15 protein-coding genes, 1 pseudogene and 1 riboswitch are annotated in these 16,419 nt (G+C 36.5%); of the genes and pseudogenes, 12 read left to right on the top strand and 4 right to left on the bottom strand.

The features are described 5' to 3' along the window. Positions 1–33: 33 nt before the first annotated feature. Positions 34–2,739: a magnesium-translocating P-type ATPase gene (mgtA, locus tag EKQ63_RS22000; RefSeq protein ID WP_143881491.1), complete on the bottom strand. Its 2,706-nt coding sequence runs from the start codon at positions 2,737–2,739 to the stop codon at positions 34–36. A 331-nt stretch (positions 2,740–3,070) separates the two neighbouring features. Next, positions 3,071–3,236: riboswitch (M-box (ykoK) riboswitch) on the bottom strand. Between the two features lie 187 nt (positions 3,237–3,423). Then, the gene (locus EKQ63_RS21995) at positions 3,424–3,675 is read right to left on the bottom strand and encodes a DUF3932 family protein (RefSeq protein WP_000656492.1); all 252 of its coding nucleotides are present in this window, start codon (positions 3,673–3,675) and stop codon (positions 3,424–3,426) included. Positions 3,676–3,864: 189 nt separating this feature from the next. Here EKQ63_RS21995 and rnz point away from each other — a divergent pair, with 189 nt between their 5' ends. The 4 genes and pseudogenes from rnz (at position 3,865) to sdaAA (ending at position 7,059) form a co-directional block, all read left to right on the top strand. Continuing rightward, complete coding sequence (rnz, locus tag EKQ63_RS21990) at positions 3,865–4,788, top strand: ribonuclease Z (protein WP_000397447.1); 924 nt, start codon at positions 3,865–3,867, stop codon at positions 4,786–4,788. 377 nt (positions 4,789–5,165) lie between these two features. After that, positions 5,166–5,423: pseudogene (locus EKQ63_RS30385) on the top strand (hypothetical protein). 79 nt (positions 5,424–5,502) lie between these two features. Continuing rightward, positions 5,503–6,162, top strand: coding sequence for an L-serine ammonia-lyase, iron-sulfur-dependent subunit beta (sdaAB, locus tag EKQ63_RS21985; RefSeq protein ID WP_087954346.1), 660 nt, complete (start codon positions 5,503–5,505; stop codon positions 6,160–6,162). An 18-nt stretch (positions 6,163–6,180) separates the two neighbouring features. Further along, positions 6,181–7,059 carry an L-serine ammonia-lyase, iron-sulfur-dependent, subunit alpha gene (gene sdaAA / locus EKQ63_RS21980; protein ID WP_000489463.1) on the top strand — a complete coding sequence of 293 codons (879 nt, stop codon included), beginning with the start codon at positions 6,181–6,183 and terminating at the stop codon, positions 7,057–7,059. Between the two features lie 50 nt (positions 7,060–7,109). Here the strand turns inward: sdaAA and proI are convergent, their stop codons facing one another. Continuing rightward, positions 7,110–7,949, bottom strand: a complete 840-nt coding sequence (gene proI / locus EKQ63_RS21975) for a pyrroline-5-carboxylate reductase ProI (RefSeq protein ID WP_087996438.1) — start codon at positions 7,947–7,949, stop codon at positions 7,110–7,112. Positions 7,950–8,114: 165 nt separating this feature from the next. Between proI and EKQ63_RS21970 the strand changes: the two genes are divergently transcribed. Both EKQ63_RS21970 and EKQ63_RS21965 read left to right on the top strand, forming a co-directional pair. Further along, positions 8,115–9,068, top strand: a complete 954-nt coding sequence (locus EKQ63_RS21970) for an MBL fold metallo-hydrolase (RefSeq protein ID WP_000125139.1) — start codon at positions 8,115–8,117, stop codon at positions 9,066–9,068. Positions 9,069–9,077: 9 nt separating this feature from the next. After that, positions 9,078–9,872 (top strand): SDR family NAD(P)-dependent oxidoreductase, encoded by a 795-nt coding sequence (locus EKQ63_RS21965; protein WP_143881490.1) that lies wholly within the window; start codon positions 9,078–9,080, stop codon positions 9,870–9,872. Positions 9,873–10,053: 181 nt separating this feature from the next. Here the strand turns inward: EKQ63_RS21965 and EKQ63_RS21960 are convergent, their stop codons facing one another. After that, entirely contained in the window at positions 10,054–10,239 is a 186-nt protein-coding gene (locus EKQ63_RS21960; protein WP_016086378.1) for a YqzH family protein, read from the bottom strand. A gap of 223 nt (positions 10,240–10,462) precedes the next feature. Between EKQ63_RS21960 and argC the strand changes: the two genes are divergently transcribed. The 6 genes from argC (at position 10,463) to EKQ63_RS21930 (ending at position 16,370) form a co-directional block, all read left to right on the top strand. Further along, positions 10,463–11,500 (top strand): N-acetyl-gamma-glutamyl-phosphate reductase, encoded by a 1,038-nt coding sequence (argC, locus tag EKQ63_RS21955; protein WP_087954349.1) that lies wholly within the window; start codon positions 10,463–10,465, stop codon positions 11,498–11,500. 10 nt (positions 11,501–11,510) lie between these two features. After that, positions 11,511–12,734, top strand: coding sequence for a bifunctional glutamate N-acetyltransferase/amino-acid acetyltransferase ArgJ (gene argJ, locus EKQ63_RS21950; protein WP_140168684.1), 1,224 nt, complete (start codon positions 11,511–11,513; stop codon positions 12,732–12,734). Between the two features lie 11 nt (positions 12,735–12,745). Next, entirely contained in the window at positions 12,746–13,513 is a 768-nt protein-coding gene (gene argB, locus EKQ63_RS21945) for an acetylglutamate kinase (protein ID WP_087954351.1), read from the top strand. Further along, entirely contained in the window at positions 13,510–14,670 is a 1,161-nt protein-coding gene (locus tag EKQ63_RS21940; protein ID WP_143881489.1) for an acetylornithine transaminase, read from the top strand. Before argB ends, EKQ63_RS21940 begins: the two co-directional genes overlap by 4 nt. 12 nt (positions 14,671–14,682) lie before the next feature. Continuing rightward, positions 14,683–15,633 carry an ornithine carbamoyltransferase gene (argF, locus tag EKQ63_RS21935; protein ID WP_087954353.1) on the top strand — a complete coding sequence of 317 codons (951 nt, stop codon included), beginning with the start codon at positions 14,683–14,685 and terminating at the stop codon, positions 15,631–15,633. Positions 15,634–15,809: 176 nt separating this feature from the next. Then, positions 15,810–16,370: a DUF2062 domain-containing protein gene (locus tag EKQ63_RS21930; protein WP_087954354.1), complete on the top strand. Its 561-nt coding sequence runs from the start codon at positions 15,810–15,812 to the stop codon at positions 16,368–16,370. Positions 16,371–16,419 lie beyond the last annotated feature (49 nt).

Genomic DNA, 16,419 nt, shown 5'->3' with positions numbered 1-16,419 from the left:
GAATGAGCGGGAAGCACCCGCTCATTCTCATTTTTATAACCAGCTATGAAACTTTTTAATATAAATTTTTTTTAGGAACTGTGTTAAGAAAGCATAGCCTAATAGTATTCCTACTAACCAAGGGAAATAGCTAAGTGGTAATGCTTGTAATCCAACGGCTGCTCCAAGTGGCGAGAATGGAATGTAAATTCCGATTGCCATAATACAAGCGGTTAATGAAAGAACCGGTACTGATGCAGTACTTTGAATAAACGGAATCTTCTGTGTTCGTATCATGTGAACAATTAAAGTTTGTGTTAGTAATCCAACGACAAACCAACCAGATTGGAATAATGATTGTTCGCTAGCTGTATTTGCGCCGAAGACGTTCCACATGACTACATATGTGATGATATCAAATATGGAACTAATGGGACCGATGCAAATAATGAAGTTTCGTAAGTTGGCAGTATCCCATTTTCTTGGTTTTTCTAAAAATTCTTTATCCATTTTGTCCCATGGAATAGAAAGTTGTGAAATATCATAAAGCAAGTTTTGAATTAAAAGGTGAATGGCAAGCATCGGCAAGAAGGGAATGAAAGCACTTGCTACCAACACACTAAATACATTTCCAAAGTTAGAGCTAGCTGTCATTTTAATATACTTTAAAATATTTCCGAATGTAGTGCGTCCTTCTAAAATACCTGCTTCTAATATCGTTAAACTTTTTTCAAGTAAAATAATGTCGGAAGACTCTTTTGCAATATCGGTAGCAGTATCAACAGATATGCCAACATCAGCTTCACGTAACGCTACGGCATCGTTAATGCCATCTCCCATATAACCTACAGTGTGTCCGTTTCCTTGTAATACTCGTATAATGCGAGATTTTTGCATTGGATTTAGTTTAGCGAATACAGTTGTTTCTTCGGCTAATTTTGCTAATGCTTTATCAGGTAAAGAATCGATTTCGTAACCAAGGACAGGCTCACCGATATTTAATCCAACTTCTTTGCAAACTTTTCTTGTCACGATTTCGTTATCGCCAGTTAAAATTTTCACTTGTACTCCATGCTTCTGTAATGCTTGAATGGCAGTAGCGGCAGATGGTTTCGGTGGATCTAAAAAGCCAATATATCCAGCGAGAATCATATCATTTTCATCTTGTACCGCGTACTCTGTATCATGTATTGGTCTATCTTTTTTATAAGCTACAGCAATAACACGCATACCTTCACTATTTAATGTCTCACTTAGTTGTTTTACATTTACGCGCATGTCATCGGTAAGAGAAACAACTTTGCCATCTACTTCAGTGTAGTTACAAATAGATAAAATTTCTTCTACTGCCCCTTTACAAACCATTGTATGTTCACCTGAAATATCTTTCACGATGACAGACATACGCCGGCGAGCAAAATCAAATGGAATTTCATCTAGTTTTTGAAAAACGGATGGATCAAATTTTTGATTTTCTTCTGTATGTTTTATAACGGCTTTATCTATTAAATTTTTCAATCCTGTTTGATAGAAGCTATTTAAATAGGCAAATTGTAGTACACGATTACATGTATTACCATTAGGATCTAAGTGCCGAACAAGTACAACTTTATCTTCTGTTAAAGTTCCTGTTTTATCGGTACAAAGAATGTTCATAGCACCTAAGTTTTGAATAGAATTCAGCTGTTTTACAATTACTTTCTGTTTAGACATGTTAACGGCACCTTTAGCTAAATTAGCAGTCACAATCATTGGTAACATTTCAGGTGTTAGACCAACTGCGATTGCAATAGCGAAGAAGAAAGCTTCTTGCCAATCCCCTTTTGTGAATCCGTTAATGAGAAGAACGATAGGTGCCATAATAAGCATGAATGTAATTAAGAGCCAGCTTACTTTGTTTACGCCTTTATCAAAGCTTGTTTCTACGCGTTTACCGATTACTTTTTTTGCTAAAGAGCCGAAATACGTATCAGTACTTGTGGAGACGACAACAGCTTTTGCGCTACCACTTACAATATTTGTCCCCATGAAGCAAAGATTTTCCATATCGAGTGGATTGTAATTTTTTTTCGTGCTTTTCGGTAATAGATGTTTATTTTCTGTATGATAGCAGTTTTCGTACTTTTCTACAGGTAGTGCTTCCCCCGTTAAAGAAGACTGATTTACAAATAAATCTTTAGCCGATAAAATACGCACATCAGCTGGAACAATGTCTCCGGCTGAAAGTGAGATAATATCGCCAGGTACAAGTTCCTCAATTGGAATTTCCGTTGTATCAGTTTGCTTTAAAATCTTTACATTTTTTGTTTCGTGTACAAATCTATCTATTCTAAAGACACTCGCCGTTGTTCGAACCATAGCCTTTAACTGATCCGCAGCTTTTTGAGAACGAAATTCTTGTAAAAAGCGAATCGTTGCACTTAGCATTACCATTACAGATACGACAATAGTTCCTTGTATGTCATCTGTGAAAAAAGAAAGTGCGCCGAGAGCTAATAAAACAAAAATAAATGGATTTTTAAATGCCAGCAGAAATTGAATGTACCACGGTGATGTTTTATTATGAGCTACTTCATTAAGGCCATATAAAGAAAGTCTACGAGACGCTTCTTCTTTAGAGAGTCCATTTTCTGTTGTTTCTAAAAGTTGTAACGCTTTGTTTGTATCCTGCGTTGCGGCTTCCACTAATAATTTGTTATTTGTTTTCATACAATCTTGATCGTATGAATGTGTCGTTTCTTGTCTTTGTAAATTTAACATCGGTAGTTCCTCCTTTTTCATGGAGGAGGAAACAAGCTGTTACTCGACTATTTAAAATTAGGAGGAACAGTTTCTTTCCTACCTCCATGATGAAATATTAACGTAAAACATATGGGTATCTGGGCCGAATCATCAATTGCCAACTGTTCCTCACCTCCGTACAATTTAGTAGTTTCTGAATATGCTATGTTTGTTTCATAGTAAGGTGCATAATACGTAAAAAGACCTTTACTCAAAACGAGTAAAGGTCTGAATTCGCAGTTAAAAGAGTCCACAACAAAGACTGTTAGTAAATATAGATCAAAACAGTTTTGTGTATGACAAAATATACGCACCTCTCCCTCGTTGAGTTTTAGCACTGTATAGCATAGGTACTGAAACCAGCTACGTTAAAAAAGGCCTTCATTCCGACCTTTCCTGTTGACCCATTGGCGTCTCTCGACATTTTTGGGCAGCAGCGTTTCTCTATACAGGAGCCTCACCTAACAGAGACCATATTCAATTACAATTTGAATGTTAGCACTGTAAATTTATAGTGTCAATATCTTTTTTTTGAAAAATCAAATAGGTTTATGATGGCTATATAGTAGGAAATAAGCGGAGTTTTTTTGAAATAAGGTTGGAAAATAAATATTGTAATGAACATAAACAAAAAGCACTGATCACAGTGCTTTTTGTTATAGATTATGAGATTGTAGCATTTTCAAAAATAACAATCTCTGAACTGTTTGCAGTTGAAACGCGTTGTGCATAATATGTTAAAGCTGAAGAAATATATGTTGGTAACGAATCATTTGTATGTGTTGTTGTATATTCATGGATTAACTCTTTCAAAGTCGTCCATTCTAATTGTGCTGGGTGATCAGACACGAAAGAACTTACCCAGCGATCAAATGAAGATGAAAAATCAGTTTGTAAACGAAATGCTTCTTTCATAATAAAACGCTCCCTTAAAATGTAATATAATCATTTTAACATAAAACACGAACAATATCTAAATTTTTTGAGTATAACGTTCGTGATATATAGTTGTCTAGATGATTGGTTGTGTAAATTCGATTTGCCATTTGAAATAACATTCCGTAAGATGAAAGGTAGATTATATAAAGAGCTGGAGGAAAGAAAGTGGAATTTGTATTTTTAGGAACTGGTGCAGGTGTTCCTTCGAAAGGAAGGAACGTTTCAGCAATTGCTTTGCAATTGTTAGAAGAACGAGGACAAACTTGGTTATTTGATTGTGGCGAGGCGACGCAACATCAAATATTACATACATCAGTACGTCCACGCCGCATTGAAAAAATATTTATTACGCATTTACATGGTGATCATATTTTTGGATTGCCTGGTTTATTAGGAAGCCGTTCGTTTCAAGGAGGGACTACCCCTTTAACAGTGTATGGACCAAAAGGAATTAAACAATTTATTGAAGTAGCATTATCAGTAAGTACGACACATGTAAAATACCCACTTGAAATTGTTGAGATAACAGAAGAAGGTACTGTGTTTGAAGATAATGAATTTCATGTGGAAACGAAAAGATTGTCACACGGTATTGAATGTTTTGGGTATCGTATTATAGAGAAAGATATACAAGGCGCCCTTTTAGTCGATAAATTGCTGGAGATGGGTGTGAAACCAGGTCCACTCTTTAAGCGTTTAAAAGATGGAGAAGTGGTTGAATTGGAAAATGGTACGATACTAAACGGACAAGATTTTATCGGCCCACCTCAAAAAGGAAGAATTATTACCATTTTAGGTGATACAAGATTTTGTGAAGCGAGTAGAGAGCTGGCACAAGACGCTGACGTACTAGTTCATGAAGCAACTTTTGCGGCAGAAGATGAACAACAAGCGTATGATTATTTTCATTCCACATCTAAGCAAGCTGCGAGTATTGCACTTCAGGCAAATGCAAAACGATTAATATTGACTCATATTAGTTCTCGTTATCAAGGGGATACGTATAAGGAATTATTGAAAGAGGCAAGAGAGCTATTTTCTAATACAGAAATAGCAACGGATTTAAAATCATTTCCAGTAGAAAGATAATAATGATATGAAAAAATGGCGACGAGAGGTTGCCATTTTTTTTTCTAAAAAAAATAAAATAAAACTGTTATCATTTTATGCTTATATTAGATGAAACAGAAATTTTTAATGATGTGAAGATATAGGATAAAAATACATAGTATCGATTATTTAGAAAAACTGTTATATAAGTCAGACGACATACGAATGATACAAATAGCAAAAACGGAATTTTATTCAGAACTTTTAAAATTCATTAAAAGTAAGCGTTTTATTAAAAACAAGTTATAATGAGGGCAGATTATAATTTATCCCAATTTAATGGGCAGTAAGACTCTACCTCAAAATTCGCGAATGCGAGGAATTTAGGCGAGAGATACCTGCTCGTAAAAGCACGATTGTTGTGGGCTAATAATTATTGGGAATGGACAAAACTCCCACTGATTATAGTTTCACTTGTTTATGCTATCCTTGTAAGTGGTTCTGTGTTAAACTTTGGATTGCTACCAGACTTTATTGTGGATTAGCTTATATTATTTTTAAATGAAGGTAATGCTAAGTTTCTTATTTCATATGACAACTAGTATTATTTCAGGATAGATTGTTTCATTGTTATTCAAAAACGATCCAATTCGTATAGCGGAACAAATTCGTAGTACAACTGGAAAAGCAACCAATTCGGTAGCTTAATAGAATAGTAAAAAATTTTTTCATAGAGGTTTAGGGGGAGTTATGATGAAGTATCGCTCAGTATTTGATATTATCGGTCCAGTTATGATTGGTCCATCAAGTTCACATACAGCAGGCGCAGCAAGAATGGGGCAAGTTGCTCGCCAGCTGTTTCGTCATGAACCAGAAAGAGTAAGCATTTCATTATATGGATCATTTGCAAAGACGTATCGTGGGCATGGTACGGATGTAGCACTAATCGGTGGGATATTAGGGTTTGAAACAGATGACTTACGTATTCCAGAGGCGCTAGACATAGCAAAAGAGCGCAAAATCGAAGTAGAATTTATTGAAGAAGATGCTAATGCACCGCATCCAAATACAGCGAGAATTCGTTTGTATAAAGGTGAGGAAGAAATTGAAGTTGTTGCTTGCTCAATTGGTGGCGGTAAAATTGAAGTTGTAGAATTAAACGGATTCGATCTTCAATTATCAGGCACGAGTCCAGCACTACTTATTGTAAATAACGATCGCTTCGGTGCTATTGCAGCAGTAGCTTCAATCCTTGCGAAACACGAGATTAACATTAGTACAATGAGTGTTTCTCGTAAAGAAAAAGGAAGAAGAGCGCTTATGGTCATCGAAACAGATGAAATATTAGCAGATGAAGTGATTGAAGAAATAAAAGCGCAACAAAATATTTGTCAAGTAACTATTATGGAATAATTGCAGGGGGGACACACCATGTTTCGGAACGCAGCGGAACTAGTGGCGCAAGCTAAAGAACAAAATGTAAAAATCGCAGAAATTATGATTCAATGTGAAATGGAAACAAGAAGTATTTCACGTGAAGAAGTAATTGCTGGTATGGAAAAGAACTTAGTCGTGATGGAGCAAGCAGTAGAACGTGGTATTCGCGGAGTGAAATCACCAACTGGTTTAACTGGTGGAGATGCTGTAAAAGTTCAGGCGTATATGAAGAGCGGAAAAGGCTTATCTGGAGATACGATTTTGGACGCAGTGAGTAAAGCTGTTGCAACAAATGAAGTAAACGCGGCGATGGGAATTATTTGTGCAACACCAACAGCAGGTTCTGCTGGAACAGTGCCAGGTGTACTATTTGCACTAAGAGAAAAATTGCAGCCTACACGTGAAGAAATGATTGAATTCTTATTTACAGCGGGAGCTTTCGGTATGGTTGTTGCGAATAACGCTTGTATTTCTGGTGCAGCGGGAGGATGCCAAGCTGAAGTTGGTTCAGCAAGTGGAATGGCAGCTGCAGCTGCAGTTGAAATGGCTGGTGGAACACAAGAGCAAGCAGCTACAGCGATGGCAATTTCATTAAAGAACATGCTTGGTTTAGTATGCGATCCTGTTGCAGGACTTGTAGAAGTACCTTGCGTAAAACGTAATGCAGCAGGAGCTGCAAATGCGATGATTTCAGCTGATTTAGCATTAGCTGGTGTAACGAGTACTATTCCATGTGATGAAGTAATTGAGGCGATGTTTAGAATCGGACAAACGATGCCAGTAGCACTTCGTGAAACAGCTGAAGGTGGACTTGCAGCAACACCGACTGGTCGCCGTCTGCAAGAAGAGATTTTTGGGAAGACGAATAACTAAAAATATATGTTTATAAAAAATGGAGCTCAAGTAAGATTGAGCTCCATTTTTTAGTTTCCTTTTGTTAATTGTTCTAACGTTTTCCCAAGATTATGTGATCGTTGCGCTGCCTGTGTAATACAAGAAATAAGCGCTTGTTGAAATTGGTGTTCTTGTAATACTTCAATGCCCGCTTCGGTCGTTCCACCAGGAGAGGTAATTTCCTTTCGCAAAATAGACGGGTGTTTTTCACTTGCTTTTAGCATTTCGGCAGCACCAATCATCGTTTGGAGAATAAGTGACTTTGCAACATCTTCTTTTAAACCGATTTTTTTTGCAGCTTCTTCCATCGCTTCTACTACGTAATAAATATAAGCAGGCCCACTTCCAGATAATGCAGTGACAGCATGCATATCTTCTTCCTCTACAACAGAGACGAGACCAATCGTTTCAAATAAAGCTATGGCAGTTTGAATATGTTCTTTTGTTGCATGTTTTGAAGGTGAGATAGCAGTAGCTGATTTTAAAATAGCTGCAGATGTATTGGGCATGGCACGAATAATCGGAATGTCTTTTTCAAGTAGGTCTCTAATCGAGTGAGTAGAAACACCTGCTAATAACGAAATAATAAGCAGGTTATTATGTATGTCTTCTTTAAAAGGGGTAAGCGCTTCTGCGACATCTTTTGGCTTCATTGCTAGAAACAGAATATTTGTATTAGTAAGTAGTTCTTTTTTATTATGTGTACCTTTGACACCATATTTGTTATGTAGCTCCTGTAACCTTGCCTCGTTAGAACGATTACTTACAGTAATTTGTTCGCCTTTCACAACATTTGCATGTAATAAGCCACCAATAATCGCTTCAGCAATAGAGCCTGCACCGAGAAAGGAAATGTTTTGAATAGACATGATGTTCCTCCTTTAAATTTGGTTAGAAATTCTTATAAATGTACATACATTCGTTTTTAAATAGGAAACACCTCTTTTTGTCTGAAAATAATGACAAATATATATAGAAGTTGTAAACTGAAGAAGTATTCATTTTTGAACCGGAAAGAGACAGGGGGGCTAAGCATGACGGCGATTCATCGAATGGAGATTCCTGTGCCATTTGCAGTTGAAACTGTGAATGTGTTTTTAGTTGAGGGGGAGACATTAACATTAATTGATACAGGGACGAATACAGAAGAGGCAAGAAATGCGTTAGAAAGTCAATTAGGTACATTAGGATATACGATAGAAGATATTAAAACAGTAGTTATTACGCATCATCATGCGGATCATTGTGGGCTTTTAAATATATTTTCTGAGAAGACGAACATTATTGGACACCCTTGGAATGAGCCGTGGATCACGCAAAATCCAGAATTTTTAAAGCGATATCATGAGTTTTTTAGAGAGACGGCTTTACAATTTGGTGTTCCAGCAGCATTTTTGAAAGACGAGGCGTTATTGACGACAAGGACACTGAAATATTCTTGTAATAGATCGTTAACGCATACTGTGAGAGAGGGAGATCGTATTGATTCAATGCCTGGGTTTACAGTAATTGAAACACCAGGTCATGCTTCCACTCATATTTCATTATATAGAGAATCTGATGGAATACTAATTGGAGGGGATGCTCTCATTAGTCATATTTCTTCGAATCCAATATTAGAACCACCATATGAAGGACAAACAGAAAGGGCGCGCCCATTGTTACAATATAATCAAACGTTAAAGCGTTTAAGTGAAATGAATATTTCGCGCATTTTATCAGGACATGGAGAAGATGTTCTCAATGTGAAGCAACTTATTGAAACGAGATTACAAAAGCAAGAAACACGTGCATTTAAAGTGCTTGAGTTATTAAAGGAAAAACCAATGACAGCATTTGAAGTATGTGTAAAACTATTTCCGGTATTGTATAAGGAACAATTACCACTTACTATTTCAGAAACGGTTGGACAATTAGACTTTTTAGCATATAATCAACAAGTGATGATTGATGAATCTTCGCAACAATTGATTTATTATGCAAAGTAGGTGACAGCAATGACGGGACGTTTACAAAATAAAGTAATCGTCATTACAGGTGCTTCTAGTGGAATTGGAGAGCAAGTTGCAATGCAGGTTGCAGAGCAAGGGGCGACTCCAGTATTAATGGCTAGAACAGAAGAGAAATTAAAAGCATTAGTAGACAAAATTAAAGAAACTTATAATACGCCTTGCTATTATTATGTATTAGATGTAAGTGAAGAGACGGGGGTAAAATCTGTTTTTTCAAAAGTATTACAAGAGGTAGGACGTATTGATATATTAGTAAACAATGCGGGATTTGGTATTTTTAAAACGTTTGAAGATGCGTCAATGGATGAAGTGAAAGATATGTTCCAAGTAAATGTATTTGGATTAGTAGCTTGTACGAAAGCGGTACTACCTTATATGGTGAAAAGAAACGAAGGACATATTATTAATATTGCTTCACTTGCTGGGAAAATTGCAACGCCGAAATCGAGTGCATATGCAGCGACGAAACATGCAGTATTAGGATTTACGAATAGTTTACGCATGGAGTTGTCTAGTACGAATGTTTTCGTAACAGCGATTAATCCAGGTCCGATAGATACAAACTTTTTTGAAATAGCTGATCAATCCGGTACATATGTGAAAAATATGGGACGATACATGTTAAAACCAACATATGTAGCAGAGCAAATTGTAAAATCGATGCAAACGAAAAAGCGTGAAGTAAACTTACCGAAATGGATGGGCATTGGTCCGAAACTTTATGCTTTATTCCCAGGTTTATTTGAGCGTGTTGCAGGTAAATCATTAAGTAAAAAATAGGAGATTTCCATATGGAAATCTCCTATTTTTTTACCCCGCTTTAATGGGCAGTAAGACCCCCCCTCAAAATTCAGCGAAAGCAAAGAAGTTAGGTGGGGGATCAACTGCCCATAAAAGTCCGATTGGTTCAACTAATAATCAGTGGGGGATGAAGAAAACCCCCACTGATTAAAGTTTCACTTTATTTTCCAGTCACATAATCGTAAACGATATCCTCAACTGCCTCGTATACATCAATTTTAGTATTTGAATGAATGATCGTTTGAATATGTTTAATAAGCATTTCCTGATCCTCATTTGACATAGGATTACATTGATATTGCTGAAAACTTTTTATAATCATTTTCTCAATTAATTTTTCATTCATGTTTTCCCCGCCTGTATGTACGTATGTATTGTTTTATTGTACTTGAAGTGAAACAAAAAAACTACTATGCACTATTTTTGTATAAAAATTCAGTGGTGTATATTATTTTTCTAGTAAAATTAAGTTTTTTAAGTTTGTAAAATTTATAAATATTTAATTGACTCTATAAATATACAATATTATAATCATACTTAATTTAAAGAATCGATATGAGGAGGAGCATATGAAAGTCGCGATTATTGGAGCAACTGGGTATGGAGGTATTGAGTTAATTCGGTTATTAGAGCAACATCCATATTTTTCGATAGCATCTCTTCATTCTTTTTCCCAAGTTGGCGAGTGTATAACAAATGTATATCCGCATTTTCAAAATGTTCTTGTTCATACGTTACAAGAAATTGATGCGGGGGAAATAGTGAAAGAAGCAGAAATTGTGTTTTTGGCAACCCCGGCAGGAGTATCAGCGGAGCTAACTCCAAAATTATTAGCAGTAGGTTTAAAAGTAATTGACTTATCTGGAGACTTTCGTATGAAAGATCCTTTCATATATGAACAGTGGTATAAAAGGACAGCTGCAAAAGAAGGAGTTCTTAGTAAAGCTGTATATGGGCTAAGTGAATGGAAAAGGTCCGAGGTTCAAAAGGCAAATTTAATTGCAAATCCGGGATGCTTTGCTACAGCTGCATTATTAGCGACATTGCCATTAGTTCGTAGCGACATAATTGAAGAAAATTCCATTATTATTGATGCGAAATCAGGAGTATCTGGAGCAGGCAAAACGCCAACAACAATGACTCACTTTCCTGAGTTATACGATAACTTGCGTATTTATAAAGTAAATGAGCATCAACACGTTCCTGAGATTGAGCAAATGCTTGCGGAGTGGAATAGGGAAACGAAGCCAATCACGTTTAGTACACATTTAATACCGATATCACGGGGAATTATGGTTACACTTTATGCGAAAGTAAAACGAGAAATGGAAATAGAACAACTTCAAAAATTATATGAAGAAACGTATGAACAAGAGCCTTTCATTCGAATTCGTACGCAAGGAGAGTTTCCAAGTCCGAAAGAAGTGAGGGGCTCAAATTATTGTGATATGGGGATAGCTTACGATGAAAGAACAGGAAGAGTGACAGTCGTTTCTGTTATAGACAATATGATGAAAGGTGCGGCTGGGCAAGCGATTCAAAATGCAAATATAATAGCGGGACTAGAAGAGACAACAGGTTTACAACATATGCCGCTTTATCTATAAGGGGGACATGATGATTAAAGTAGCGTCTATTACAAAATTAGAAAATGGTTCAATTGTAACGCCGAAAGGCTTTTCGGCAATTGGTACTGCAAATGGTTTGAAAAAGGAGAAAAAGGATTTAGGTGCCATCGTTTGTGATGTACCAGCATCATGTGCCGCTGTGTATACAACGAATCAAATACAAGCAGCACCCTTGCAAGTAACGAAGGATAGTATAGCGACTGAGGGGAAATTACAAGCTATTATCGTCAATAGTGGAAATGCAAATGCTTGTACAGGAATGAAAGGATTACAAGATACATACGAGATGCGTGCATTAGGGGCGGAACATTTTGGAGTGAAAGAAAATTACGTTGCAGTAGCTTCAACAGGTGTAATTGGTGTTCCGCTGCCGATGGAGATAATCCGAAAGGGAATTGCAACTCTTATCCCGGCGAAGGAAGAAAGGGAAGCCCATTCTTTTTCTGAAGCAATCTTAACGACGGATCTTATAACGAAAGAAACTTGCTATGAGATGATGATTGATGGGAAGAAAGTGCTGATTGCTGGTGTTGCGAAAGGTTCAGGGATGATTCATCCAAATATGGCAACGATGCTAAGTTTTATTACGACAGACGCTCATATAGAGCATGACGTATTACAAACAGCATTATCACAAATCACGAATCATACATTCAATCAAATTACGGTAGATGGAGATACTTCTACGAATGATATGGTCATCGTTATGGCAAGTGGATTATCAGAAACAAGGCCGATAAATATGGAACATACAGATTGGGAAACTTTCGTATTTGCTTTACAGAAGGTATGTGAAGATTTAGCAAAAAAAATTGCGCAAGATGGTGAAGGCGCTACGAAGTTAATAGAAGTAAATGTGCTAGGAGCTCAAACGAATGAAGAGGCAAAAAAAATTGCAAAGCAAATAGTCGGTTCGAGTCTTGTGAAAACAGCAATATATGGTGAAGACCCAAACTGGGGGCGAATTATTAGCAGTATTGGACAAAGTGAAGTAGCTATTAATCCGAACACAATTGACATCACTCTTCAATCTATATCGGTATTAAAAAATAGTGAGCCTCAAATATTTTCTGAAGAAGAAATGAAAGAGAGATTACAAGAAGATGAAATAGTGATTAATGTGTACTTACACTTAGGTGAAGAGACAGGATCAGCTTGGGGCTGTGACTTAAGCTATGAATATGTGAAAATAAACGCTTGTTATCGTACATAAGGAGAGAGAAGATGAGCGATTATATTGTAGTGAAATGCGGCGGTAGTATGTTGAATCAATTACATGGTGTGTTTTTTGAATGTATAAAGAAATTGCAACAGAAGTATAAAGTAGTGATTGTCCATGGTGGTGGGCCAGAAATTGATGCCAAATTAAAAGATTGTAACATCAACGTAGAAAAAAGAGATGGATTACGCGTAACACCAAAAGAAGTTATGGATGTTGTTCAAATGGTGCTATGCGGAAGTACGAATAAAAAACTCGTAATGAATTTACAAAAGCATAATTTACTTGCTGTAGGTTGTTCAGGGTGTGACGGCAATTTACTTCAAGTTCAACCTGTCAGCGAGGAGATAGGATATGTGGGAGAAGTAAGTTATGTAGAAACAGCCTTATTAAAAGGATTAATAAATATGGGGTATATTCCTGTTATTGCTCCAATCGGGGTAAATGGTAATGAAATTTATAACATAAATGCGGACAATGCTGCAGCTGGGATTGCGGCCGCGTTAGGGGCAAAAGAGCTTGTTTTTATTACGGATGTAGATGGAATATTACATGAAGGGAATTTGGTAAAGGAAACGGATGAATCTGAAATTGCAACTTTTATAGAAACAGGTGTTATTACAGGTGGGATGATTCCGAAAGTACAGGCGGCACTAGCATCATTAAAAATGGGAGTGCAAAAGATAAGTATTGTGAATGGTACAAAAGATTTTACTGAGGTTACGGGAGAGTGTATTGGAACGACGGTAACGAAAGGCGTGAGTATTGCATGACGAGTCATCTTTTTCAAACGTATGGCAGAAGAACTATTGAGTTTGTAAAGGGAACTGGAACGAAAGTTATTGATAATAAAGGTAAGGAGTATTTAGATTTTACATCAGGAATTGGCGTATGTAATTTAGGACATTGTCACCCTACTGTTCTCAAAGGTGTACAAGAGCAACTTGATGATATATGGCATATATCTAACCTGTTTACAAACAGCTTACAAGAAGAAGTTGCGTCATTATTAACAGAAAATAGAGCATTAGATTATGTGTTTTTCTGTAATAGTGGGGCAGAGGCAAATGAAGCGGCTTTAAAGTTAGCACGTAAGCATACTGGAAAATCTCTCGTCGTAACATGCCAGCAGTCTTTTCACGGTAGAACATTTGGAACGATGAGTGCAACGGGCCAAGATAAGGTAAAAGAAGGATTTGGTCCATTACTTCCATCTTTTTTACATATCCCTTTTAACGATATTAAAGTATTAGAGGAAGTAATGAATGAAGAAGTTGCGGCGGTAATGGTAGAAGTTGTTCAAGGAGAGGGAGGAGTAATACCTGCTGATCTATCTTTTTTGAAAGAGATTGAAACATTATGTAATAAGTTCGGTTCCTTATTTATTATAGACGAAGTACAAACGGGGATAGGAAGAACAGGGACATTATTTGCTTACGAACAAATGGGAATAACACCTCATATCGTTACTACCGCTAAGGCGCTTGGAAATGGCATTCCAGTTGGAGCAATGATTGGCCGGAAAGAACTTGGAATATCGTTTCCTGCAGGGTCACATGGTTCAACGTTTGGTGGAAATTATATTGCAATGGCTGCGGCGAAAGAAGTATTGCAAATAACTAAGAAACCATCGTTTTTAAAAGAAGTAAAGGAAAAGGGCGAGTACGTATTACAGAAGTTGCAAGAGGAATTACGACATGTCGAATGTATTCAAAATATACGTGATAAGGGGCTTATGGTTGGAATTGAATGTACGCATGAAGTTGCAAGTTTTATAGAACAACTAGAAAAAGAGGGACTTCTCGTATTACAAGCAGGCCCTAATGTTATAAGACTATTACCGCCACTCATTGTCACGAATGAAGAGTTAGAACAGGCAGTATATATAATAAAAAAAGTAGTTTGTACAAAAAACGTATCAATCATATAAGGGGGAAGTTTCATGTCAACTGTACAAGTACCGAAATTAAATACGAAAGATCTTTTAACACTAGAAGAATTAACGAAAGAAGAAATTATTTCTTTAATTGAGTTCGCTATATATTTAAAAAAGAATAAGCAAGAGCCTTTATTACAAGGCAAAATATTAGGGCTTATTTTTGATAAGCATTCAACTCGTACTCGTGTATCTTTTGAAGCGGGAATGGTACAACTCGGGGGACATGGTATGTTTTTAAGTGGAAAAGAGATGCAAATGGGAAGAGGAGAAACCGTTTCAGATACTGCGAAAGTATTATCACAGTATATTGACGGGATTATGATACGTACATTCTCACACGCGGATGTAGAAGAGCTTGCAAAAGAATCGAGTATTCCTGTTATTAACGGTTTAACGGATGATCATCATCCTTGTCAAGCATTGGCAGACCTCATGACGATATATGAAGAAACAAATACATTTAAAGGAATAAAATTGGCTTACGTAGGTGACGGAAATAATGTATGTCATTCATTGTTGCTAGCGAGTGCAAAAGTCGGAATGCATATGACTGTTGCAACGCCTGTAGGGTATGAACCAAATGAGGAAATTGTAAAAAAAGCGTTAACGATTGCTGAAGAAACAGGAGCGAAAATTGAAATTTTGCATAACCCTGAACTAGCGGTGAATGAAGCAGATTTCATTTATACTGACGTTTGGATGAGCATGGGGCAAGAGGGCGAAGAAGAGAAATATACTTTATTTCAGCCATACCAAATCAATAACGAACTTGTTAAGCATGCGAAGCAAACGTATCGTTTCTTACACTGTTTACCTGCCCATCGTGAAGAAGAAGTAACAGGCGAAATTATAGATGGACCACAGTCTATCGTATTTGAGCAAGCCGGTAATCGACTGCATGCGCAAAAAGCATTATTAGTAAGTTTATTTAAAAATGTAGAAGAGCTTTTCTAAATGATGTACACCTCCAGTTGTTAGATATAAATAACTGGAGGTGTGCTTTTTTATATTGAAATGTCGTATGTATATTTGGTTAACCGTCTTTATATCATTTATAATAAAAAGAGTAAACTAAATTTGTTTTTCATATCATGTAAGGACATACTAGATAAAAAAATATAGTTAAAGAGATGATGAGGGTGAAAACAACTAAGAAAACATATTCGTTTTTTCAGCGGATGTGGAGAATGTTAAAGTTTCAATATTATAAGTTGCTTCGGTCGCCAGAAGGCGCAAAGAAAGTATCGTTAGGGTTTGCGATTGGTTTTGGTTTAGAGATGTTGGTTATATATACGGCATCGCTCGTCTATTTAATATTTTATCCAATCGTCAGGTTAGCAAAGGGATCTTTTCCTGCTGCGGTGATTGGCAATATTATCGGGAAAATATCATTTTTACCGGTATTTTTATTTCCATTTGCTTATGCGTTAGGAAAAATGATTTATCCATTTCATGTAAAAAAAATACATCATGAACCCTTTACGATATCGGACTTGTTTTCGAGTCACATTTTTACGATATTAAAGGGGTTATTACAAAGTGAAGTGTATGTATTAATTGGAATGACGATTTTAGGGGTTGTGTTTGGGGTAATTTCATATTTTGTTGTGCATTATTTGTATGAAAAGAACCGTAAGTTACGTTTGAAGAATAGAAAGAAAAAAGTGAGAGAACCACTCATGCAAATATAAAGAATGGCACATTCATTTTCTCCTTTGAATATGTTTAAGAAAAAGGGGG

Origin of the sequence: Bacillus sp. BD59S, assembly GCF_007363175.1 — a bacterium.
Classification (GTDB): Bacteria; Bacillota; Bacilli; order Bacillales; family Bacillaceae_G; genus Bacillus_A; species Bacillus_A pacificus.
The sequence above is the reverse complement of the archived record's forward strand: the minus strand, read 5'-3'. Positions and strand labels throughout refer to the sequence as shown.

What these genes read in the sequence shown, in the direction of transcription:
- mgtA (WP_143881491.1), bottom strand. Translation starts at nt 2,739, where the DNA reads ATGTTAAATTTACAAAGACAAGAAACGACACATTCATACGATCAAGAT.
- EKQ63_RS21995 (WP_000656492.1), bottom strand. Translation starts at nt 3,675, where the DNA reads ATGAAAGAAGCATTTCGTTTACAAACTGATTTTTCATCTTCATTTGAT.
- sdaAB (WP_087954346.1), top strand. Translation starts at nt 5,503, where the DNA reads ATGAAGTATCGCTCAGTATTTGATATTATCGGTCCAGTTATGATTGGT.
- sdaAA (WP_000489463.1), top strand. Translation starts at nt 6,181, where the DNA reads ATGTTTCGGAACGCAGCGGAACTAGTGGCGCAAGCTAAAGAACAAAAT.
- proI (WP_087996438.1), bottom strand. Translation starts at nt 7,949, where the DNA reads ATGTCTATTCAAAACATTTCCTTTCTCGGTGCAGGCTCTATTGCTGAA.
- EKQ63_RS21970 (WP_000125139.1), top strand. Translation starts at nt 8,115, where the DNA reads ATGACGGCGATTCATCGAATGGAGATTCCTGTGCCATTTGCAGTTGAA.
- EKQ63_RS21965 (WP_143881490.1), top strand. Translation starts at nt 9,078, where the DNA reads ATGACGGGACGTTTACAAAATAAAGTAATCGTCATTACAGGTGCTTCT.
- EKQ63_RS21960 (WP_016086378.1), bottom strand. Translation starts at nt 10,239, where the DNA reads ATGAATGAAAAATTAATTGAGAAAATGATTATAAAAAGTTTTCAGCAA.
- argC (WP_087954349.1), top strand. Translation starts at nt 10,463, where the DNA reads ATGAAAGTCGCGATTATTGGAGCAACTGGGTATGGAGGTATTGAGTTA.
- argJ (WP_140168684.1), top strand. Translation starts at nt 11,511, where the DNA reads ATGATTAAAGTAGCGTCTATTACAAAATTAGAAAATGGTTCAATTGTA.
- argB (WP_087954351.1), top strand. Translation starts at nt 12,746, where the DNA reads ATGAGCGATTATATTGTAGTGAAATGCGGCGGTAGTATGTTGAATCAA.
- EKQ63_RS21940 (WP_143881489.1), top strand. Translation starts at nt 13,510, where the DNA reads ATGACGAGTCATCTTTTTCAAACGTATGGCAGAAGAACTATTGAGTTT.
- argF (WP_087954353.1), top strand. Translation starts at nt 14,683, where the DNA reads ATGTCAACTGTACAAGTACCGAAATTAAATACGAAAGATCTTTTAACA.
- EKQ63_RS21930 (WP_087954354.1), top strand. Translation starts at nt 15,810, where the DNA reads ATGATGAGGGTGAAAACAACTAAGAAAACATATTCGTTTTTTCAGCGG.